The sequence below is a fragment of the Rhizobium sp. 57MFTsu3.2 genome, assembly GCF_012932765.1.
Taxonomy (GTDB): Bacteria; Pseudomonadota; Alphaproteobacteria; order Rhizobiales; family Rhizobiaceae; genus Rhizobium; species Rhizobium altiplani.
In genome coordinates this window covers 44731-63889 of record NZ_JDWI01000008.1, presented here as the reverse complement: position 1 = coordinate 63889, position 19159 = coordinate 44731, and the positions used below count along the sequence as shown (strand labels likewise).

Genomic DNA, 19159 nt, shown 5'->3' with positions numbered 1-19159 from the left:
GAAGCTCTAGCTCGCTTTGCTGGTGCGCAGCGAGCCCTCTCGAACCAAGTCGGTGTACTGATGCGATAGCGTAGGAGGCGTAGATGGCAATTTCGCGCAAGCAGGCAGAGCGTTTGCTAACGGCGGACGAATGGCAGCTCGTTCAAAAGACTCACCATCCGGCAATGCAGGATTTGTCGGATACAGATCTCTCTGATCTCGCCAAGCGAATCCGTGAAAGGCGCGATCGTGCGCAAAGCGAGGCGAACAGACAGCGCAGGGAAATGAGAGGCAAGGCGCAACCCAAAGGGGCGACACCGGCACGCAAGGATACAGGCACGAGAGGCAAACTCGAAGTTCTGGCCATGGGCGTGCGCAGCGTGAACGCGGAACAGGCCCGCCGGCGTCGAATGCTTGCTAAAATTCAGATGGTCGAGAACATGCGCGCCGCGTTGGCACGAAGGAAAGAAGCGAAAAGCGAGAAGGACGAGTCATTTAACACGCGGCAGGCCCACGCAGGCATGCACTCGATCGAAAGCACAAAGCGCAAAGATCTCATCCGCCCCATGGAGCGCGGTAGACTGCGGAAGGCGAGCGCCGTTTCGCAGGCGAAGCGCGATGCTCGCGGCGCATAGGTTCTGGTTTCGCCAGCTCATCAGTTTCGGCGGACAACCTTCGAACGGCAAGAATGAAACGAGACCGTGCGGATCGTCGAGATCGGTTGGCGTCAGCGGGTCGGGATCGGCGTATCGCCGCGATAATCGTAGAAGCCGCGCCCGGACTTGCGGCCGAGCCAGCCGGCTTCGACATATTTCACCAGCAGCGGGCAGGGGCGATACTTCGAGTCAGCCAGGCCGTCGTGCAGCACCTGCATGATCGACAGGCAGGTGTCGAGGCCAATGAAATCGGCAAGCTGCAGCGGCCCCATCGGATGATTGGCGCCTAGTTTCATGGCGGTGTCGATGGCGTCGACGTTGCCGACGCCTTCGTAGAGCGTGTAGATGGCTTCGTTGATCATCGGCAACAGGATGCGGTTGACGATGAAGGCCGGGAAATCCTCGGCGACCGTCACCGTTTTCTCCAGCGAGGCGACGAAGTCCTTGGCGGTTGCGAAGGTCACTTCGTCCGTCGCGATGCCGCGAACCAGTTCCACGAGTTTCATGACCGGCACCGGATTCATGAAATGGATGCCCATGAAGTGCTCGGGGCGGTCGGTGGCGGAAGCGAGCCGGGTGATCGAGAGCGAGGACGTGTTGGTGGCAAGGATTGCTTCCGGCTTCAGGACCGGACACACTTGGGCGTAGATCTTGCGCTTGACGTTTTCGTCTTCGGTCGCGGCTTCGATCACGAGATCGGACGCGGCAAGATCGTTAATGTCGGAGGAGCCGGAAATCAGGGCGAGGGTGGCGGAACGCTCTTCGTCCGTCATCTTGCCGCTCGTCACATGGCGGGCGAGGTTGCCGTTGATGGTGGCCAGGCCGTGCTGGACGCGTTCCTCGGAGAGATCGTAGAGCTGGACCTTATAGCCTGCATCTGCCGAAACCTGCGCGATGCCGCAACCCATCTGGCCTGCGCCGATAATGCCAATCGTCTTCAACACCGCGTTCATCTCCAAACCCCCGCTCGGCATGCGCCGCCGCGCTGCCGCATTTTTCTAACAAAACTGCCGGGCAAATGATCGCCCGGCAGAAGTAGTAGCCCTTAAAAAGATAATTTTCCAGTCATTCGCAAGTGCGAAATAAGGGCATCTGCACGCATCAGAGCGCCTTCTGCAGTTCCGGCAGTGCTTCGAAGAGATCGGCGACGAGACCGTAGTCGGCAACCTGGAAGATCGGCGCCTCCTCGTCCTTGTTGATGGCAACGATGACCTTCGAATCCTTCATGCCTGCGAGGTGCTGGATGGCGCCTGAGATGCCGCAGGCGATGTAGAGATCAGGAGCGACGACCTTGCCGGTCTGGCCGACCTGCCAGTCGTTCGGGGCGTATCCGGCATCGACGGCAGCGCGCGAGGCGCCGACGGCAGCACCGAGCTTGTCGGCGACCGGCAGGATGACTTCCTTGAACTTCTCGGCAGAGCCGAGGGCACGGCCACCGGAGATGATGATCTTCGCAGACGTCAGTTCCGGACGGTCGGAGGCCGACAGCGCGTCCTTGACGAAGCTCGACAGGCCAGGGTTGGCCGCGGCCGCAATAGCTTCGACCGGGGCAGAACCGCCTTCGGCAGCGGCGGCGAACGACGCGGTACGCACGGTGATGACTCGTCTGGCGTCGGTCGCCTGCACCGTCTGGATGGCGTTGCCGGCATAGATCGGCCGCTTGAAGGTGTCAGCCGAAACCACCTCGATGATCTCGGAGACCTGCGCGACATCGAGCAGGGCGGCGACGCGCGGCATGACGTTCTTGCCGGTCGAGGTGGCGGCGGCGATGATCGTATCATAGCTTGCGGCCAGCGAAACGATCAGGGCGGCCAGCGGCTCGGCCAGATTGTTGGCAAGGCTTGCGTCCTCGGCAACCAGCACCTTGGACACGCCCGAGAGCTTGGCAGCCTGTTCGGCCGCGGCCTTGGCGCCGGCGCCGGCGACAAGCACGGTCACTTCGCCGCCGATCTTGGCGGCAGCCGTCAGCGTCTTGGCGGTCTGGTCTGAAAGGTGGCTGCCGTCGTGATCAGCCAGAAGAAGAATGGCCATGGATATATCTCCCTTTCTCGAACCTTTAAAGCACGCCGGCTTCGACTTTAAGCTTCTCGACCAGCTCGGCGACCGACTTGACCTTGACGCCTGCCTTGCGGCCGGACGGCTCCTCGGTCTTCAAGACCTTCAGACGCGGCGCGGTGGAGACGCCGAAGTCGGCCGGCGTCTTCTTGTCGAGCGGCTTCTTCTTCGCCTTCATGATGTTCGGCAGCGAGGCGTAGCGCGGCTCGTTCAAGCGCAGATCTGATGTGACCACGGCCGGAAGCTTGACCTCGATCGTCTGCAGGCCGCCATCGACCTCGCGCGTCACCTGGGCCTTGCCCCCAGGGCCAGCAACTTCGATCTCGATCTTCGAGGCGAAGGTCGCTTGCGCCGTGCCGAGCAGGGCCGCCAGCATCTGGCCGGTCTGGTTGCTGTCGTCATCGATCGCCTGCTTGCCTGTGATGATCAAGCCCGGCTGTTCGGCGTCGACGACGCCCTTGAGGATCTTGGCCACAGTGAGCGGCTCGACGGCATCGTCGGTCTCCACCAGGATGGCGCGGTCGGCACCCATGGCAAGTGCTGTGCGCAGCGTCTCTTCGGCCTTGGCCGGGCCGATCGAGACGACGATCACCTCCTCGGCCTTGCCGGCTTCCTTCAGCCGCAGCGCTTCCTCGACCGAGATCTCGTCGAACGGGTTCATCGACATCTTCACATTCGCGAGTTCGACGCCTGTGCCATCCGGCTTCACGCGGATCTTCACGTTGTAATCAACCACCCGCTTCACGGGGACGAGAATTTTCATGGGGTCCTTCCTTCAACTCTTTCGCCAAGAAAATGCGCGTTTCGGCGCTGCTCCGATTGTCGAATGGCGACATGGATACGCGTTTTTCCTCCAAACACAACGCTTCCATGGCGCAGATAGGCAAATTGATCCCGTGGATATATTACGCTTACGTTCACGTCAATATTGGAGTTATTGCTTGTCCCAAGGCAGGCGCGGGCGCAGCTGTTGGCCGGGCGTCACGACCATCGTCGGGTTGGCGGCTGGCCGGTTTTTGACAGCCCTGGGCGTGACGACCTCCCGATCGAATAACGGGACGCCGCGGCGACGCATCAGAAGGACCAACAGGCCGCCGGCGACGATGCCGCCGACATGGGCGCCCCAGGAGATGCTGCCGTCGGGTTCCAAGACCAGCATCACGAATTGCTGGCCGATCCAGAGAAGGAGCGGCACGAAGGCCGGCAAGGGCAGCGGGACGCGCATCAGCACCAGCACCCAGACCTTCACGCGGGGATGCAAGACGACGTAGGCGGTGACCACGCCTGAGATCGCGCCCGAGGCGCCCACGAGCGGCGCTTCCGATGTCGGCCCCACAAGGCCATGGACGAGAGCGCCGGCGGCCGCGCAGAGCAGATAAAAAATAAGAAAGCGGAAGTGCCCCATCGCATCTTCGACATTGTCGCCAAAGACCCACAGGAAAACCATGTTCGGCGCAAGGTGCCAGAAGCCGGAATGCACGAAGGAATAGGTGATGTAGGTTAGCGGTTCCGGGATAAGGGCCAGCGCCGGCGCCAGCCTGGCGTGGTTAAACGCAACCGCGGGAATGTAGCCCAGGCCGACAATCGTTGCCTGCGACGCGGACTCGTTGGCGACCACCCCGGTGAATAGCCAAACCGCGAAATCCACCGCGATCAGCGCCATCGTCACCCATTGGACCTTGATATGCTTCAGCGTATTGGCATCGTGCAGCGGTATGAACATGAAGCCTGCCCCGGCGTTCGCGCCACATAGTCGGGAAGGAGCCTACCTGTTTTTTCCCGGAACCCAAAGCACATCCGCATGGCCGCGGTCATTGGCGTGGCGGGCCGCGACAAACAGGAAGTCCGAAACGCGGTTGACGTATTTCAACGCCGCATCGCTGACGACCTCGCCATCCGTGCGGGCAAGCTCGACCATCAGCCGCTCGGCGCGGCGCGCGATCGTGCGGGCGAGGTGAAGATGAGCGGCAGCCGAGTGACCGCCCGGCAGCACGAAAGATCTCAAAGGTTGCAGGTCAGCGTTCAATTCGTCGATGTCGTTCTCGATCCGCGAGACCTGGCTTTCAACGATACGCAGCGGCTCGTGTGCGGGCGGTTTGCCATCGTCCGGCGTTGCAAGATCGGCGCCGAGATCGAAGAGATCGTTCTGGATCAGTGTCAGCATTCGGTCCAGGACCGGCATGCCCTGCATGTGAAGCCGCGCGACGCCGATCGCGGAGTTGGCTTCATCGATGGTGCCGTAGGCTTCGACACGCAGATCGTATTTCAGCCGACGCGGCCCGGAAACCAGGGCCGTCGTGCCGTCGTCGCCGGTCTTCGTGTAGATCTTGTTGAGCCTTACCATGTCTACCCCCTTCTTTTTCTCCGCCTTAGCTAGGGCGGCCGCCGCCGGTCAGCCAGAGTGTCAGCATGATGAGGAGCACTGCGATCGCCTGCAGGAGCACGCGCAGCTGCATCAGCTTGTTGGAAAGGTTCGGATTGCCGCCCTTCATCATGTTGAAAAGACCGCGAATCAGTACGATGGCGACAATGCCCATGACAATAATCGCGAGAATATAGGTGACCGTGGACATGCTGGCTTTGGCTTTCCTGATTAGTCCACCCAGCGCATCAGGCGATAGAAAAGGTCTGCAGGCAGCAGCCTTTTCAACACCATGCCCTGCTTTGCCGGCGTGGTTACGGGGTAATGTGGTTTCGGATTGTTCGAGTTCAATGCGTGCTTCAGTACGGTATAAACGGCTTCCGGACCAAGCTTATGTCGATTGGGGCGCCCCGAGCCGTCAAGACGCGCAAGCTGGCGGCGGTAATCTGCCGCATGGACCGAGTTCCTGACGTCTATGTGCTCGTGGATTTTTACGAGCGCATTTGCCGTAAAGCGAGACGCAATCGGGCCCGGCTCGATCAGGCTCACGTGAATGCCACTACCCTGCAGTTCCATGCGAAGACTGATGCTGAGGCCTTCGAGAGCGAATTTGGAGGCGGTATAGGCGCCGCGGAAGCGGTACGGCACGACACCGAGAATCGACGAGCACTGGACGATCCGCCCCTGATCACGCTTGCGCATTAGCGGCACGACCTGACGTGTCAACTCGTGCCAGCCGAAGACGTTCGTTTCGAATTGGGCGCGCAGAGCCTCGGTCGGCAGGTCCTCGACGGCGCCGGGCTGCCCGTAGGCGCCGTTGTTGAACAGCGCGTCGATGCGTCCGCCCGTCAGCTCGCTGACGTCGCGCACGAGATCCGAGATCGTATCGGGCCGCGTATAGTCCATGCGGAGGGCCTCGATGCCGTCGGCTTGGAGGGCGGCCAGATCATCGAACTTGCGCACGGTGGCGAAGACCCGCCAGCCATCGGCCTTCAGCGCGCGGGCGCAGTACGCGCCGATCCCGGAAGAGCATCCGGTCACGATGATGGTGCGCTGATCCGACATGGAATGATTCCTGTACAAAATAGGAGTGGTTTCCCATATTCGAACGGGCGACACAACGATCAAAGCCGGGAGACGGAATGCCGAAGATAATGCGCATCTTCTATGATGTGGTCTACGACGCTATCTGCCACCTTATAGAGGATGACGGCTTCGCGATGGCGAGCCATGTCGCGTTGTCGACGCTTCTCGCCGTTTTTCCATTTCTAATCTTTGGGACGACACTGGCGACCTTCCTGGGCGCTGACCAGTTCTCGGACAGGGCGATACATCTCATCTTCGACACCTGGCCCGAGGCGATCGCCAAGCCGCTTGTCGATCAGGTAATCCAGGTTCTGACGATACCGCGCGGCGGCCTGCTGACCGTGTCCGTGCTGGCGGCGGCCTACTTCGCTTCGAACGGAGTCGAGGCGCTGCGCATCTCGCTCAATCGCGCTTATCGTGTCCAGGAAACGCGGCCGTGGTATCTCACCCGCCTGGCAAGCCTTGGTTTTGTCATGATCGCCGTGGTCATTTTCGCCGCCGTCAGCGTCCTGCTGGTGGCGGTGCCGATTGCCCTGAACTACGCGCGCTATTGGTTTCCGCTGTTTGCCGACACGCTCGAGGTTGTTTTCAGCTGGCGCGTCTACGGCACGCTGTTCATGCTGACTATCGGCCTTTTCGTCGTTCACCTATGGCTGCCGGCGGGCCGGCGCCGGGTATTCGACGTGGCGCCAGGCGTGTTGGTAACGCTGCTGCTCTGGCTGGTGGGAGCCCTGATCTTCGCGTACTACCTCGCGACGTTCGCCAATTATACGGCGACCTATGCCGGCCTGGCATCGGTGATGATCGTGCTGATCTTTCTTTATATGGTCGGCGTCATCTTCATTGTCGGCGCCGAGATCAATGCCGCCCTCCTGAAGTTCCGCGTGCGTGCGATCTTCAAGAACAATTTCCTGGGCAGAGGTCAGGCCAAGGCGTCAAAGCCCGACAAGGTGACGGATATCGGCCGGTGACAGGCCGCGGTCGCGAAGTTCGGAAAGCCCCGTGTCGCTTCGGCTCTTCGAAAGCTTGCGTCCGTCCTCATCGGTGATCAGGCGATGGTGATGGTAGACAGGCGCCGGCAGGCCGAGCAGCGTCTGCAGCAATCTATGCACCGAGGTTGAGTGAAAGAGATCGAGCCCACGGACCACATGGGTGATCCCCTGCAGCGCGTCATCGAGGACGACCGAGACATGGTAGCTCGACGGCGCATCCGACCGCGACAGGACAACGTCTCCCCACGCGCCTGGATTTGCGGCGATGGTGCCACGGTCGCCGTATCCTGTTTCCTCCCAGAAAAGAGCCTCGCCGGCAGCCTCCAAAGCCTTGCTCATGTCGAGCCGCCAGGCGTGTTTCACGCCTGATGCGAGAAGCTGCCGTCGGTCGAAATCGGCGCGTTGACGATCGTCGGGGGGATAGAGCGGCGAGCCGTCGGGGTCTCGCGGCCAGGGGGTGCCATTGGCTTCGGCGGCGGCAACGCGCGTCTTGATCTCTCCCCGCGTCATGAAGGCGGGATAGGCGAGGCCGAGGTCGACCAGCCGGTCAAGCGCCGACTGGTATTCGGCGAAATGCTCCGACTGCCGCCGCACGGGTCGTTCCCAGTCTATGGCGAGCCATTCGAGGTCGGCGTAAATGCCGGCCTCGAATTCGGGTGTGCAGCGGGTCAGGTCGATGTCTTCTATACGCAGCAGAAAGCGTGCGCCTGCGGACGCCGCCATGTCTCTGTTCAGAAAGGCAGAAAGTGCATGGCCAAGATGCAGCGGGCCATTGGGGCTTGGCGCAAAACGAAAGACAGGCTTTTGACGGGGAATCGCGGTCATGCTTTCTTCTGCCACGGATTCGATGGGATCGCGAGGAAGCGTGTTGATCATTCGCAGCGACGATGACGTGAGAGAAGGGCTGGAGAAGCTGCTTCACCTGGATCCGAGACTTGCTGCCATTGCGGCCGAGACTGGCCCGCTTCCTTTGCGGCTGCGCGAACCGGGATTCGAGGGGCTCGCGCACATTATTGTCTCGCAAATGGTGTCGAGAGCCAGCGCCGAAGCGATCTGGAAACGGATGCGGCCGAGCGAAGGCGTGCTGACGGCTGATAATTATGTGCTTCTCCATCCGGAGGCCTGGCGGGAGTTCGGTCTTTCGCGCGCCAAGGCCGAAACGCTGTCGCGCATTGCCGTGGCGGTTGCCTCGGGCCGTCTCGACCTTGCAGCGCTTTCTGCGCTGCCGCCCGACCAGGCGCTGGCCAAGCTTACGGCTCTCAAAGGCGTCGGTCCCTGGACCGCCGAGGTCTATCTGATGTTCTGCGGCGGCCATGCGGACGTTTTTCCGTCCGGCGACGTCGCCCTGCAGAACGCCGTGGCTGCGGCATTCGATCTCGGCGCTCGCCCAGCTGCTCGCGAGCTGGCGTTCATGGCGGGTGGATGGTCACCGTGGCGATCGATCGCGGCGAGGCTATTCTGGGCCTATTACGCCGTCAAGCTCGGTCGCGGTATGCTGCCGGTCGACTGAGTGACCGTGCAGTAAATACAAGGATTGATGCCTGAATTTATTAGACTTCACAATGCCGTCACAACCGGCCTAATATAAGAGGGCAGATGCCGAATCGATCAGGAGAGTCCCTTGACGATTGCAGTCTCCCCCCAGGCCCTGCCAGCGCTCGTCCTGAACGCTGACTACAGGCCCCTGAGTTATTACCCCTTGTCGCTTTGGTCCTGGCAGGACGCGATCAAGGCGGTATTTCTCGACCGTGTGAATATCATTGCAGAATATGAGCATTCGGTATCTTCGCCGAGTTTTTCGATGCGGCTTCCGAGCGTCGTCTGCCTCAAGACCTATGTCCAGCCTTCCCGCAACCCGGCCTTTACGCGCTTCAACGTGTTCCTGCGCGACAAGTTCGAATGCCAGTATTGCGGCGAGCACGATGACCTGACCTTCGACCACGTCATCCCGCGTGCCCATGGCGGCGAAACGACATGGCAAAATGTCGTTGCTGCCTGCTCCCCCTGCAATCTGAGAAAAGGCAGCAAGCTGCCGAAGCAGGCAGGCATGTTCCCGAATCAGAAGCCGTACCAGCCGACGGTGCAAGACCTGCACAATAACGGCAGGCTTTTCCCGCCGAACTACCTGCACGACAGCTGGCTCGACTACCTCTACTGGGATAGCGAACTGCAGCCCTGATCAGTCTCTACTCAGACAGGCTCAGGCCGTCTTACGGACGCCGACGAAGGCGAAAGCCGCCAGGACAAGGCTTGTGATCACGTTCCAGCCTGCGAAGGAGAGGCCGAGGACGCGCAACGCGGCGTCTGTGCAGGAGGGGCCCTTGATGCTGTTCAGCTCGCCCAGCAGGTCGCCGGCATTCTGCGTCATGCTGCCTGCCGTCGTGGAGCAGGTCGCCGGTCCTTCCCAGAACTGCCACTCGACACCGGAGTGATAAACGCCCATGCCGGCGCCGACAATCATAAGCATGCCGGCGGCAAGCAGGAATGCCCGGCCGATCCAGCTCGGAAGGCCGACTGCGGAGGCAACCGCGCCGAGGATCGCGACCGGAATGCCGTAATAGTAGGGCTGGCGCTGCAGCAGGCAGAGCGCGCAGGGGATGTAGCCGCCGATATATTGAAAACCAAGCGCAGTTCCGACGACGACCGCCATGCCTAGTGCGAGCACCAGCGAGTAGCCGACGACCGGGCGAGCAAGGGAAAACGAGGCAGGCATGAACGGACTCCGCGCGAATAGCTCAGTGGGCAAGTAGTTTATAGGCAATCCCGAGGGCGATGGCGACGGCGGCAACAATGCCTGTAACCTGCGCAAGGCGCTTCTCGATGAAGTGGCGGATCGGCTCGCCATAGCGGCGCAGCAGCCAGGCGAGGAAGAAGAAGCGGGCACCGCGTGCGATGATCGCGGAAATAACGAAGAAGCCGAGGTTCATGTGAATGACGCCGGCAAGGATCGTCACGACCTTGATCGGCGGCAGATGCGCCAGGCCGGAGGTGACGAGCAGCAACAGCAGGATTTCCCACTCATCGTGGATATAGAGCCTGAGCTGCTCGAAGGCGCCAAGCTTTCCGTAGAATTCCAGAACCGGGCGAGCTATCGCATCATAGGCATAGTAGCCGAGCGCCCAGCCGGCGATGCCGCCCAGGACGGATGCAACGGTTGCGACCAGCGCGTAGCGATAGGCGCGTTCCGGCTTTGCGAGCCCCATCGGCAGGTAGAGAACGTCGGCAGGAACCAGAAAGACAGAACTTTCGACGAAGGCTATAACGGCGAGCCAGACTTCGGCCGATTTCCGGCCCGCGAGTGACATGGTCCAGTCGTAGAGTCTGCGGAGCATTCCGATCCTTTCGCTTCGAGCGCATGAGCTTTATGGGGCGTCTGCGCCGCTGTAAATGCTTGCTGTGTCGTTCGTAGGGTGACGTGCCAAAAATCTTCGTGATCAAACGGCGGCGATGAGCTCAGGAGTCGACGCTGGAGGGCTGATCTGTCTTCTGCCGCATGACGTTCATTTCGGTTCGTTCGCGCGCCATTTCGCTGACGGCCTGACGCAGAACGGGATGCTTTGCCGTGAACATGTTGAAATCACGTCTTTCGAGCACAAAGAACTGGCAGAAATCCACGGCAACGACGTCCGCGGTGCGTCGTCCGCCGCTGAGCAGCGCCATCTCGCCGAAGAACGCGCCCGGCTCCAGCCGGATCGGCTCGCCCGGTAGCTGTACTTCCACTGCGCCCGATGACAGGAAATACATGCCATCGCCTCGGTCGCCCTTGCGCACCACGCGTTCGCCCGGCAAGGCCGATTTCGGCCGAAAGAGGAGCAGCAACTCCTCCTGCGAATCTTCATCGACCTTGGCAAACAGCGGGAAGGTTTCGATAAGTTCTTCCATCTCGAGCTGATGCTTGTGCTCGCGGGCCTCGTTGATCGCTCGGATTTTTTCAAGCTCGCGGCCGAGTGCCTCGTGCCGGCGGCGACCGAAGCGATTGCTGAGCACCGGCCATCTGGTGTGCACATGGGTATGCAGCGCTTCGGCACCCAAGCAGACGAGCGGATTGAGCGTGATCGAAATGATGGCGGATGCGAGGATGATGTCCTGCCCGTCACTTGGCAGCAGCCCGAGAGAAACGCCGAGGCTGGCGAGAATGAACGAGAATTCGCCGATCTGCGCCAGTCCGCCTGACACGGTCAGTGCCATGCCGATCGGATAGCGAAGCATGACGACGATGAGGAAGGAGACGATGGTCTTGCCGACGACAATCAGCGCCAGCGCGCTGATGACAGCCATCGGCTGCCGCACCAGGATCGACGGATCGAACAGCATGCCGACCGAGACGAAGAACAGCACCGAAAAGGCGTTCTGAAGCGGCAGCGAATCGGCTGCGGCCCGATGGCTGAGGTTGGACTCGCTCATCACCACGCCTGCGAAGAAGGCGCCGAGCGCAAACGAAACGCCGAAGACTTTCGCCGAGCCGAACGCGATGCCAAGCGCTATTGCGAGGACCGTCAGGGTGAAAAGTTCGCGCGAACCGGTTCTCGCCACGAGCGTCAGGAGCCAAGGGACGATCTTCGGCCCTAGAAAGATTGCCATGACCGCAAAGGCACCAACCTTCACCAGCGTCAGCGCTATCGTCAGCGGAAGCGGCAGCCCGGCGTTGTGTGCAAGGCCGCCCGCGGTCGCATGACCACCGAGCAATTCGGCGACGGCAGGCAGAAGCACCAGTGCCAGGACCGTGGCAAGGTCTTCGACGATCAGCCAGCCGACGGCGACGCGGCCGCTGGCGGAGTTGAGCAGGTTCCGCTCCTCCAGGGCTTTCAACAGCACAACCGTACTTGCTACTGACAGGCTGAGTCCAAGGACGATTCCCGCCCCAAGGTTCCAGCCCCACCAGCTGGCGAGCCCGATACCGAGCAGGGTAACGACGACGATCCGCGCGATTGCGCCCGGCACGGCAATCCCGCGCACGGCAAGCAGGTCGGCGGTCGAAAAATGCAAGCCAACGCCGAACATCAACAGGATGACGCCCATCTCCGCCAACTGGCTGGCAAGCTCGGCATTAGCGACGAAGCCGGGCGTCAAAGGGCCCATCACGATGCCTGCAAACAAGTATCCGACAAGCGGCGGCAGACGCACTCGATCGGCGAGATAGCCGAGTATCGCCGCGCAGACGAAACTCACGGCAACTGTTGCAATAAGCGATACTTCCTGATGCACGCGTGCGCTTTCCCTCTTGGCGGGCGCAGTGTGGCCGAAACGCCGAAGAAATTAAACAGTTGATTTGCCGCGTCGGGCCAATTGCTGGGTAGAGCCCGATTGAGGCAGCAATGTTGCAAACGACGAGATGAGAAAGCGTTGCCCTGCGGCAACACCCAGCTTCTGAACGATGCTGGAGAACCCCTGAAATTGCAGGTGAAGCGCTATACTCTCCATTAGAGTAGTTGCATATCTTCGTCCTGAATACTCGTTTAGACCGGGCGCATACGGGGCAGAAGTTGACTGATACTGTTGATAGTTCATACCTTTCCACCCGGCGTGCCACGCGTCTAAGCACACTCCTGCCCGTGCTCCTGCTCGCCACATACTTTAGCGCCAGCTTCGTTCTTCGACTCTTGCGTGGCGGCGATCTGGCGTCCGACGAGGCAGAGCAGATCAGGCTCTCGCATGCCTTGCAACTGGGCTACGGCGACCAGCCGCCGCTCTACGACTGGCTATTCTACTATTTCGCCAAGATCTTCGGCGCCTCTGTCGACACGCTGGCTTTCGTAAAGAACGGGACGCTGCTGCTGAGTTGCATCTTTCTCTGTCTCGCGGCCCGCAAGGTGATGGGCAAGCGCGAAACTGCATGGATCGCCCCCATCGGCTTCCTGAGCCTGCCTGTGGTCTTTCTGCTCTCGCAGCGGGATCTAACTCACAGCGTCGGCGCCTTCGCTGTCGTCGCGTTCTTTCTCTACGTACTGGCATTGATGGCGGAACGACCGTCGACCGGCAATTATGCACTTCTCGGCGCAGCAGCCGGGTTGGGATTCCTTGCCAAGTACAACTTTGCGATCGTCCCGGTCGCGACGGTTGCAGCGCTCCTTCTCGAACCTGGCCTGCGGCGATTGGTCTTCAACTGGCGGCTGGCGGTGACCATCGCGGTTGGTCTCATCGTCGCGGCCCCGCATGTTTATTGGATCGTGACCCATCTGGATTTGGCGACCGGCGACACGCTGAAAAATTTGCGGGCAGCCGCTAGCGCCGGGATGCCCGAGCAAGTGGTTGCGGCCTGGGAGCTGTTGGGAGCGATCGTCAAATGTTCGGCGTTGACGCTCGCTATCCTCGCCATTGTCTATCGTGGCCATATCCGGACGATCCTTGGCACCAGCAGCGAATGGACGAGGGTCATCGGCCGGATGCTCGTCATCAGCATGTTTCTGGTCTACGTGATCATGCTCGCCGTCGATGCGACGATCATGCGTCCGAAGTGGATCTCGATCTTCTTCGTGGCGTTCCCGCTTTATCTGGCATTCAAGGTCGAGGCCTCAGGTGTCCAGGTCCCCGGCGCAATCGGGAAGCTTGTCGCGCTTGTGGGGGCGGTGATCTTTATCTCCCTGGGCGTCGTTTTCGTTGGGAGCTTCCACTAAAGCATGTCATGCGATGCCGCTCGTCTTGCCGAGACGCGGGCGGAGCGGATCGAGCGCTGATCTTGCGTGGCATCTGCCAGTGGCTGCCGCATGCCGGGGTGTGGCAAGCGCGCGAAATTATGACCCTTCGAAATTATCAGACATAGCAATAGCTTACGGGATCGTTATGTCCTTCTCCGCGATGTCTGTCGCGGGCCCGAATTCATCGGCTAAAGCGCGCCTCACAGCCCTTACATTGGACGAGAAGCTCCGGACCCTGGACGAGCACGTTTCGTACTAAGCCTTTCTGCCGACTTAGCGAGAAAAGGTGGAAGGCGTATTATCGATTGTCCAACGCTGTTCGTAGCAAGGAGCGTCAGGATGCCTTATTTCCAAGATCCGAATCTGCCACGCAATACCGCGCGCCGACGTTTTCTGGGAGTGGCGGCCGCTGCCGGCGCTCGCGTTGCAAGCGTGGCAGCCCTTGCAATGGCAGCGTCGTCTTTGCCGGTGAGAGCGGGCCCACGTAACGGGAACGGGAACTCGGGCGGAAATGGCAACTCCGGCGGAAATGGCAACTCTGGCGGAAATGGCAACTCTGGCGGCGGTGCGCAGTGCTTTCTGCGTGGGACGTCAATCCTTACGGATTGCGGCGAAAAGCGTGTCGAGGACCTGCAGACGGGGGATCGCGTTGTTCTTCTGGAAGGAGAAACCAGCCCAATCAAGTGGGTCGGTCGGCAGGTATTTACGAAGCGAGGCGCGTGCTGGCAGGAAGGCGTCGTACCGATTCGAGTGGCACGTGATGCACTGGGCGATGGCACGCCACATTCCGATCTCTACCTGTCACCCGGCCATGCTCTGTTCCTGAATGGCGTACTTATCCGAGTGAAGGATCTCGTAAACGGCACAACAATCGCGCCGATCGCACCGCGCGACGATTTGACGATTGAGTATTACGCCGTTCTGCTCGCGACACACCAAGTAATCCTTGCTGAAGGCGCTGCGGCAGAAACCTTCCACCCCTCGGACAGCAATCGCGATAATTTCGGAAATTTCGCGGAATACGAACGCCTGTATGCTGGTGAGCTACGCGAGCCGATGACATCCTATGCGACGGTTCTGGGCGAGGAAGGCGGCTGGCAACATCTGAAAGCCCTTCTTCTTCTCGGCGCCTCGCCTCTGGTGCCAATGCGTGATCCGTTCGAGGATGTCTGCGAGAAGATCAATGCGCAAGCCAAAGAGCTCTCGGCCTAGACAGGCTGATTTCGAGGTTTTGCGTGCTTGAGACAAAAACGCCAAAGAATAGGAAATTAAATCACTAGCGTTTTGTCGGGATGGTGCCCCATGCCGGGGTCGAACCAGCACTTCTTTCGAAACTCGATTTTGAGTCGAGCGCGTCTACCAATTCCGCCAATGGGGCAACGGATACCGACGAGGCGGCTGTCTAGCATGCGTTCGCCCGCGCGCGCAAGACGGCGGGCGAAGTTCTCGGCTTGATTTGTTGGAGTTTCCGGCTCGCGACGTGCGGCCGGAAACGGTATCAATGCGCGACCGCGGCGGCGGGTTGATGGACGGCCGACTTCTTCAGCGTGATCGCGAGGACGGAGGCGAGCAGGCAGAAGGCGCCGGCAATGAAGAAGGCGGGCAGATAGCTCTGCAGTTCGGTGCGCGACCAGCCGGCGCCGTAGGCGGCGGTCGCCGCTCCCAACTGATGGCCTGTGAAAACCCAGCCGAAGACGAGGCCCGCCTTTTCGCGACCGAAACGGTCGGCGGCGAGCTTGACGGTCGGCGGCACGGTGGCGATCCAGTCGAGGCCATAGAAGATCGCGAAGATCGACAGTCCGTAGAAGCTGAAATTGCTGAAGGGCAGGAACAGCAGCGACAGGCCACGCAGACCGTAATACCAGAAGAGCAGCCAGCGATTGTCGAAGCGGTCCGACAGCCAGCCGGAGCCGATCGTGCCGAAGAAATCGAAAATGCCCATCACGGCAAGAACGCTGGCGGCAGCCACCGGCATGATACCGAAGTCACCGCAGAGCGTGACGAAATGCGTCTGGATCAGGCCGTTGGTGCTGAGACCGCAGATGAAGAAGGTGGCGAACAGGATCCAGAAGGTCGAGGTACCGGAGATTTCCTTGAGAACCGTGACCGGCGTTGCCAGCATCGCCAGCAGCCCGGATTCGGTTGGCGGCGGTGGCGTGATATGTGCCTCGCCGAAGGCGGGCAGGTTGAGGTCGGAAGGGCGGTCGCGCATGAAGGCCAGTACGATGAGTGCGGCGAACATGATCATGCCGCAGACCAGAAAGACTGTTGCGCGCCAACCGTACCGTTCCGTCAACTCCGCCATCAGTGGCAGGAAGACCAGCTGTCCCGTCGCAGAACTCGCCGACAGCATGCCTACCACGAGGCCGCGATGCTTGGTGAACCAGCGGGCGGATACGGTTGCGGCGAGCACCATTGCGGTCAGCCCGGTGCCGAAGCCGACGACGATTCCCCAGAGCAGGAGCAACTGCCAGAGTTCGCTCATGAAGAGCGAGCCGACGAAGCCGCCGCCGATCAGGACCATGGCGAAGACGATAACCTTGCGGATGCCGAAATAGTTCATGAAAGCGGCCGAGAACGGTCCCATAAGCCCGAACAGAATCAGCCGGACGGCGAGCGCGGAAGATATCTGCGAAGTTTCCCAACCGAACTCGTCCTGGAGCGGCTTGATGAGGACGCCGGGGGCGCCCATCGCGCCAGCGGTCACCAGCATGGTCAGGAAGGTTGCTGCAACGACCACCCATCCATAGTGGATGTTGCGTCGCGCCAGAGATGAAGCAAGTGCAGTCGATACCATGTGGCCGTTCCGTTTTGAGGTTGCCGGAGACTATCGGAAGCTTTTAGATGATGGTCATCATAATTGTTGCGTATTGATGATTGACGTCATATAAATTGTCAAGCTGCCAATTGCGGAGAACCGAATGCGGGTCAGCCGAGAGAAATTTGCCGAGAATCGCGAGAAGATCCTGACGGTTGCCGGGGTGCTGTTTCGCGAAAAGGGTTTCGACGGCATAGGCGTCGCCGAGATCATGAAGGCTGCCGGGATGACGCATGGCGGGTTCTACGGCCATTTCGAATCCAAGGAAGAGCTGGCGCTGGAAGTGAGCCGCGCATTGATCGAGAAGGTGAAGATTCGCTGGAACGAGATCATCGCGTCGGCGCCGGAGCGGCCGTTCGATGCGCTGCTCAATCACTATCTGTCGCGCTGCAGCGTCGACGACCCAGGCGGCAGCTGCGTTTTCGCTTCGCTTGCCCAGGAAGTCAGTCGCAGTCACGGAGCGATGCGCGAGACATTCAACGATGGGCTTTCGATGCTCGTTGATATTCTGTCCAAGATTGTGTCCGGCAAGACGCCAGAGGAACGGCGCGAGAAGGGCTTTACGACGCTTTCAGCGATGATGGGTGCGGTGATCCTGGCGCGAGCCGTCGAGAGCCGTGAACTCTCCGACAGCTTTCTCTATGCGACTCGCGATGCACTCTCCCTTGAGAACAGGACCGAAGGCTAGCCGCGGCGTGCAATCAGGCCGCCGATCTCCACCACCTCCAGGAAGCTGCCCTCGGGCGAAAGCTTGAGGAGGGTGGCGCGAAGCTCGGCCTCGAAGGCTGCCGTCCTTTCGCCAAGCGCCTGTGGCGATGTCACCGAGGTCGAGAAGGCGCGGCCGACGATATCGTCGAGGCCGAGCTTGCGCTCCCTCACAACGGAGATCCGCTCCAGATCACCGAAGGGCGAGCGAAGGAGGATGCTTTCATGCTCAATCCAATCCGGGCTTTTCCGCCGTTCGCGATTGGCATTGCGCTCCGGTGCGAAGCTCTCGGCGATCTCGTTGACGGCCTGCCGCCAGTCGGGCGTCGAGGAGATGTGGCGATCGCCGAACAGCACCACGCAACCGTCAGTCACGGTGATTTCATCGAGAGCCTTCAGCGTCTCGGGGCGGTCCATCCAGTGAAACGAACGCCCCATGACCGTCATCTTGAGCGGCGCAAAGCGCGGGCCGAGATCGTATGAAGAGCCCTTGATGAAGGTGACGTTGACACCGACGGCGGCTGCATCCGTCCGCGCCGCCTCCAGCATTTCCGGTTCCGGATCGAGGCCAGTGACCGTTGCTCCGGCCAGCCGCGCGAAAGCAATGCCGAGCTGACCGGGGCCGCAACCAAGGTCAAGCACACGCTCGCCGGCCACGAGGCCGGCGCGCTTGACAACCTGCCCGATGAGTTGATCGGGATAGGGAACGCGATAGCGCGTGTAGTAGGCGGCCGTGGATTGAAAGCGGCGCGCTTCGAAGGGGATCGTCGTCATGGCAATATCCTTGAACGGAAGTGGCCGCGGTCGCCGGCTCAACGCCCGCGACCGGCAACTCTCCAAACTGTCGCGTTATTTGAAACCTTCGACCCTGTGGGGAACATAGGGTTCCTCGAGCGCGGCGACGTCTTCTGGGGCCAGCTTTACGGACAGTGCGGCGACGGCGTCGGCCAAGTGCTTGGCTTTCGACGCGCCGATGATCGGCGCCGTGACGGCGCCCTTCTGCAGGATCCAGGCGGTCGCAATCTGGGCACGGGAGACACCATGTTTTTCGGCCAGCTTTCCGACAACGCCGATGATGGTACGATCGGCGTCTTCCGCCTGCTTGTAGAGCGTCTTGCCGAATTCGTCCGTCTCGCTGCGGGTCGTCTTCTCATCCCAGTCGCGCGTCAGCCGACCGCGGGCGAGCGGGCTCCAGGGAATGACGGCGATCTTCTGATCCTGGCAGAAGGGCAGCATTTCGCGCTCTTCCTCCCGGTAGAGCAGGTTCAGATGATCTTGCATGCTGACGAATTGCGTCCAGCCATTGGCGCGCGAGGTATAGAGCATCTTGGCGAATTGCCAGGCATACATGGAGGAGGCGCCGATATAGCGCGCCTTGCCTGCCCTCACGACATCATGCAGGGCTTCCAGCGTTTCTTCGATCGGCGTCGTATAATCGAACCGGTGGATCTGATAGAGGTCGACATAGTCGGTGCCAAGGCGACGCAGGCTGTTGTCGATCTCGTCGAAGATCGCCTTGCGCGACAGGCCGGCGCCGTTCGGCCCCGGACGCATGCGGTTAAAGACCTTGGTCGCGAGCACGATCTCGTCCCGCTTTGAAAAGTCCTGGATCGCGCGCCCGACGATCTCCTCCGAGGAGCCGTCCGAATAGGTGTTGGCGGTGTCGAGGAAGTTGATGCCGAGATCGAGCGCCTGTCTGATCAATGCCCGGCTGTCTTCTTCGCCGAGTGTCCAACTGTGGTTGCCACGGCCAGGTTCGCCGAAGGTCATGCAACCCAGGCAGATCTTCGACACTTCCAAGCCAGTGCCGCCAAATTTGACGTAATCCATGAAATTGCTCCAAACGAGTCGCTACCCAGCGCCCTTTGATC

21 protein-coding genes and 1 tRNA gene are annotated in these 19159 nt (G+C 60.7%); 7 read left to right on the top strand and 15 right to left on the bottom strand.

Translation table 11 applies throughout. The annotated features are described in order from the left end of the window. Window positions 1-83: 83 nt before the first annotated feature. Window positions 84-614, top strand: a complete 531-nt coding sequence (locus AF71_RS11085; RefSeq protein ID WP_018857804.1) for a hypothetical protein — start codon at window positions 84-86, stop codon at window positions 612-614. Window positions 615-706: 92 nt separating this feature from the next. On the opposite strand, the gene AF71_RS11080 is transcribed toward AF71_RS11085, so the two are convergent. From AF71_RS11080 to AF71_RS11050, 7 genes are all read right to left on the bottom strand, one after another. Next, the gene (locus AF71_RS11080; RefSeq protein ID WP_113470294.1) at window positions 707-1588 is read right to left on the bottom strand and encodes a 3-hydroxybutyryl-CoA dehydrogenase; all 882 of its coding nucleotides are present in this window, start codon (window positions 1586-1588) and stop codon (window positions 707-709) included. 148 nt (window positions 1589-1736) lie between these two features. Then, the gene (locus AF71_RS11075; protein WP_169681345.1) at window positions 1737-2666 is read right to left on the bottom strand and encodes an electron transfer flavoprotein subunit alpha/FixB family protein; all 930 of its coding nucleotides are present in this window, start codon (window positions 2664-2666) and stop codon (window positions 1737-1739) included. Between the two features lie 25 nt (window positions 2667-2691). Continuing rightward, window positions 2692-3453, bottom strand: coding sequence for an electron transfer flavoprotein subunit beta/FixA family protein (locus AF71_RS11070; protein WP_169681343.1), 762 nt, complete (start codon window positions 3451-3453; stop codon window positions 2692-2694). 171 nt (window positions 3454-3624) lie between these two features. Beyond that, a complete protein-coding gene (locus tag AF71_RS11065; RefSeq protein WP_062373575.1) occupies window positions 3625-4413 on the bottom strand; it encodes a rhomboid family intramembrane serine protease in 789 nt (262 codons plus the stop codon). Window positions 4414-4455: 42 nt separating this feature from the next. Beyond that, window positions 4456-5034, bottom strand: a complete 579-nt coding sequence (locus AF71_RS11060) for a cob(I)yrinic acid a,c-diamide adenosyltransferase (RefSeq protein ID WP_018857809.1) — start codon at window positions 5032-5034, stop codon at window positions 4456-4458. Window positions 5035-5059: 25 nt separating this feature from the next. Then, on the bottom strand, window positions 5060-5263 hold the full coding sequence (locus AF71_RS11055) for a twin transmembrane helix small protein (RefSeq protein WP_018857810.1): 204 nt from the start codon (window positions 5261-5263) through the stop codon (window positions 5060-5062). Window positions 5264-5283: 20 nt separating this feature from the next. Further along, on the bottom strand, window positions 5284-6117 hold the full coding sequence (locus tag AF71_RS11050; protein ID WP_018857811.1) for an SDR family oxidoreductase: 834 nt from the start codon (window positions 6115-6117) through the stop codon (window positions 5284-5286). Window positions 6118-6194: 77 nt separating this feature from the next. Here AF71_RS11050 and AF71_RS11045 point away from each other — a divergent pair, with 77 nt between their 5' ends. Further along, entirely contained in the window at window positions 6195-7109 is a 915-nt protein-coding gene (locus AF71_RS11045; protein WP_018857812.1) for a YihY/virulence factor BrkB family protein, read from the top strand. Here the strand turns inward: AF71_RS11045 and gluQRS are convergent. Beyond that, window positions 7074-7955 carry a tRNA glutamyl-Q(34) synthetase GluQRS gene (gene gluQRS / locus AF71_RS11040; RefSeq protein ID WP_018857813.1) on the bottom strand — a complete coding sequence of 294 codons (882 nt, stop codon included), beginning with the start codon at window positions 7953-7955 and terminating at the stop codon, window positions 7074-7076. The two genes, AF71_RS11045 and gluQRS, sit on opposite strands and share 36 nt — an antisense overlap. Here gluQRS and AF71_RS11035 point away from each other — a divergent pair. After that, window positions 7954-8640, top strand: coding sequence for a DNA-3-methyladenine glycosylase (locus AF71_RS11035; protein WP_113472148.1), 687 nt, complete (start codon window positions 7954-7956; stop codon window positions 8638-8640). The two genes, gluQRS and AF71_RS11035, sit on opposite strands and share 2 nt — an antisense overlap. Before the next feature lie 111 nt (window positions 8641-8751). Beyond that, the gene (locus tag AF71_RS11030) at window positions 8752-9309 is read left to right on the top strand and encodes an HNH endonuclease (protein ID WP_007790722.1); all 558 of its coding nucleotides are present in this window, start codon (window positions 8752-8754) and stop codon (window positions 9307-9309) included. A gap of 21 nt (window positions 9310-9330) precedes the next feature. Here the strand turns inward: AF71_RS11030 and AF71_RS11025 are convergent, their stop codons facing one another. The 3 genes from AF71_RS11025 to AF71_RS11015 form a co-directional block, all read right to left on the bottom strand. After that, on the bottom strand, window positions 9331-9843 hold the full coding sequence (locus AF71_RS11025; RefSeq protein ID WP_018857815.1) for a disulfide bond formation protein B: 513 nt from the start codon (window positions 9841-9843) through the stop codon (window positions 9331-9333). A 22-nt stretch (window positions 9844-9865) separates the two neighbouring features. Then, window positions 9866-10462, bottom strand: a complete 597-nt coding sequence (locus AF71_RS11020; protein ID WP_018857816.1) for a YqaA family protein — start codon at window positions 10460-10462, stop codon at window positions 9866-9868. Window positions 10463-10583: 121 nt separating this feature from the next. After that, the gene (locus AF71_RS11015) at window positions 10584-12335 is read right to left on the bottom strand and encodes a cation:proton antiporter (RefSeq protein WP_169681341.1); all 1752 of its coding nucleotides are present in this window, start codon (window positions 12333-12335) and stop codon (window positions 10584-10586) included. 278 nt (window positions 12336-12613) lie between these two features. On the opposite strand from AF71_RS11015, the gene AF71_RS11010 reads away from it, so the two are divergent. After that, entirely contained in the window at window positions 12614-13744 is a 1131-nt protein-coding gene (locus AF71_RS11010; RefSeq protein ID WP_026371851.1) for a glycosyltransferase family 39 protein, read from the top strand. Window positions 13745-14104: 360 nt separating this feature from the next. Next, a complete protein-coding gene (locus tag AF71_RS11005) occupies window positions 14105-14977 on the top strand; it encodes a Hint domain-containing protein (RefSeq protein WP_018857819.1) in 873 nt (290 codons plus the stop codon). 81 nt (window positions 14978-15058) lie between these two features. On the opposite strand, the gene AF71_RS11000 is transcribed toward AF71_RS11005, so the two are convergent. Further along, window positions 15059-15143 (bottom strand) — tRNA-Leu (locus tag AF71_RS11000). Window positions 15144-15263: 120 nt separating this feature from the next. Beyond that, a complete protein-coding gene (locus AF71_RS10995; protein ID WP_018857835.1) occupies window positions 15264-16562 on the bottom strand; it encodes an MFS transporter in 1299 nt (432 codons plus the stop codon). A 124-nt stretch (window positions 16563-16686) separates the two neighbouring features. Between AF71_RS10995 and AF71_RS10990 the strand changes: the two genes are divergently transcribed. Then, complete coding sequence (locus AF71_RS10990) at window positions 16687-17271, top strand: TetR/AcrR family transcriptional regulator (RefSeq protein ID WP_018857836.1); 585 nt, start codon at window positions 16687-16689, stop codon at window positions 17269-17271. Here the strand turns inward: AF71_RS10990 and AF71_RS10985 are convergent. Continuing rightward, a complete protein-coding gene (locus AF71_RS10985; protein ID WP_169681339.1) occupies window positions 17268-18062 on the bottom strand; it encodes a class I SAM-dependent methyltransferase in 795 nt (264 codons plus the stop codon). The two genes, AF71_RS10990 and AF71_RS10985, sit on opposite strands and share 4 nt — an antisense overlap. Window positions 18063-18137: 75 nt before the next feature. Then, the gene (locus tag AF71_RS10980; RefSeq protein WP_169681337.1) at window positions 18138-19118 is read right to left on the bottom strand and encodes an aldo/keto reductase; all 981 of its coding nucleotides are present in this window, start codon (window positions 19116-19118) and stop codon (window positions 18138-18140) included. Window positions 19119-19159: the final 41 nt, after the last annotated feature.

What these genes read in the sequence shown, in the direction of transcription:
- AF71_RS11065 (WP_062373575.1), bottom strand. Translation starts at nt 4,413, where the DNA reads ATGTTCATACCGCTGCACGATGCCAATACGCTGAAGCATATCAAGGTC.
- AF71_RS11050 (WP_018857811.1), bottom strand. Translation starts at nt 6,117, where the DNA reads ATGTCGGATCAGCGCACCATCATCGTGACCGGATGCTCTTCCGGGATC.
- AF71_RS10985 (WP_169681339.1), bottom strand. Translation starts at nt 18,062, where the DNA reads ATGACGACGATCCCCTTCGAAGCGCGCCGCTTTCAATCCACGGCCGCC.
- AF71_RS11035 (WP_113472148.1), top strand. Translation starts at nt 7,954, where the DNA reads ATGCTTTCTTCTGCCACGGATTCGATGGGATCGCGAGGAAGCGTGTTG.
- AF71_RS11045 (WP_018857812.1), top strand. Translation starts at nt 6,195, where the DNA reads ATGCCGAAGATAATGCGCATCTTCTATGATGTGGTCTACGACGCTATC.
- AF71_RS11020 (WP_018857816.1), bottom strand. Translation starts at nt 10,462, where the DNA reads ATGCTCCGCAGACTCTACGACTGGACCATGTCACTCGCGGGCCGGAAA.
- AF71_RS11070 (WP_169681343.1), bottom strand. Translation starts at nt 3,453, where the DNA reads ATGAAAATTCTCGTCCCCGTGAAGCGGGTGGTTGATTACAACGTGAAG.
- AF71_RS11005 (WP_018857819.1), top strand. Translation starts at nt 14,105, where the DNA reads ATGCCTTATTTCCAAGATCCGAATCTGCCACGCAATACCGCGCGCCGA.
- AF71_RS10980 (WP_169681337.1), bottom strand. Translation starts at nt 19,118, where the DNA reads ATGGATTACGTCAAATTTGGCGGCACTGGCTTGGAAGTGTCGAAGATC.
- AF71_RS11060 (WP_018857809.1), bottom strand. Translation starts at nt 5,034, where the DNA reads ATGGTAAGGCTCAACAAGATCTACACGAAGACCGGCGACGACGGCACG.
- AF71_RS10995 (WP_018857835.1), bottom strand. Translation starts at nt 16,562, where the DNA reads ATGGTATCGACTGCACTTGCTTCATCTCTGGCGCGACGCAACATCCAC.
- AF71_RS11080 (WP_113470294.1), bottom strand. Translation starts at nt 1,588, where the DNA reads ATGAACGCGGTGTTGAAGACGATTGGCATTATCGGCGCAGGCCAGATG.
- AF71_RS11055 (WP_018857810.1), bottom strand. Translation starts at nt 5,263, where the DNA reads ATGTCCACGGTCACCTATATTCTCGCGATTATTGTCATGGGCATTGTC.
- AF71_RS11025 (WP_018857815.1), bottom strand. Translation starts at nt 9,843, where the DNA reads ATGCCTGCCTCGTTTTCCCTTGCTCGCCCGGTCGTCGGCTACTCGCTG.
- AF71_RS11075 (WP_169681345.1), bottom strand. Translation starts at nt 2,666, where the DNA reads ATGGCCATTCTTCTTCTGGCTGATCACGACGGCAGCCACCTTTCAGAC.
- AF71_RS10990 (WP_018857836.1), top strand. Translation starts at nt 16,687, where the DNA reads ATGCGGGTCAGCCGAGAGAAATTTGCCGAGAATCGCGAGAAGATCCTG.
- AF71_RS11085 (WP_018857804.1), top strand. Translation starts at nt 84, where the DNA reads ATGGCAATTTCGCGCAAGCAGGCAGAGCGTTTGCTAACGGCGGACGAA.
- gluQRS (WP_018857813.1), bottom strand. Translation starts at nt 7,955, where the DNA reads ATGACCGCGATTCCCCGTCAAAAGCCTGTCTTTCGTTTTGCGCCAAGC.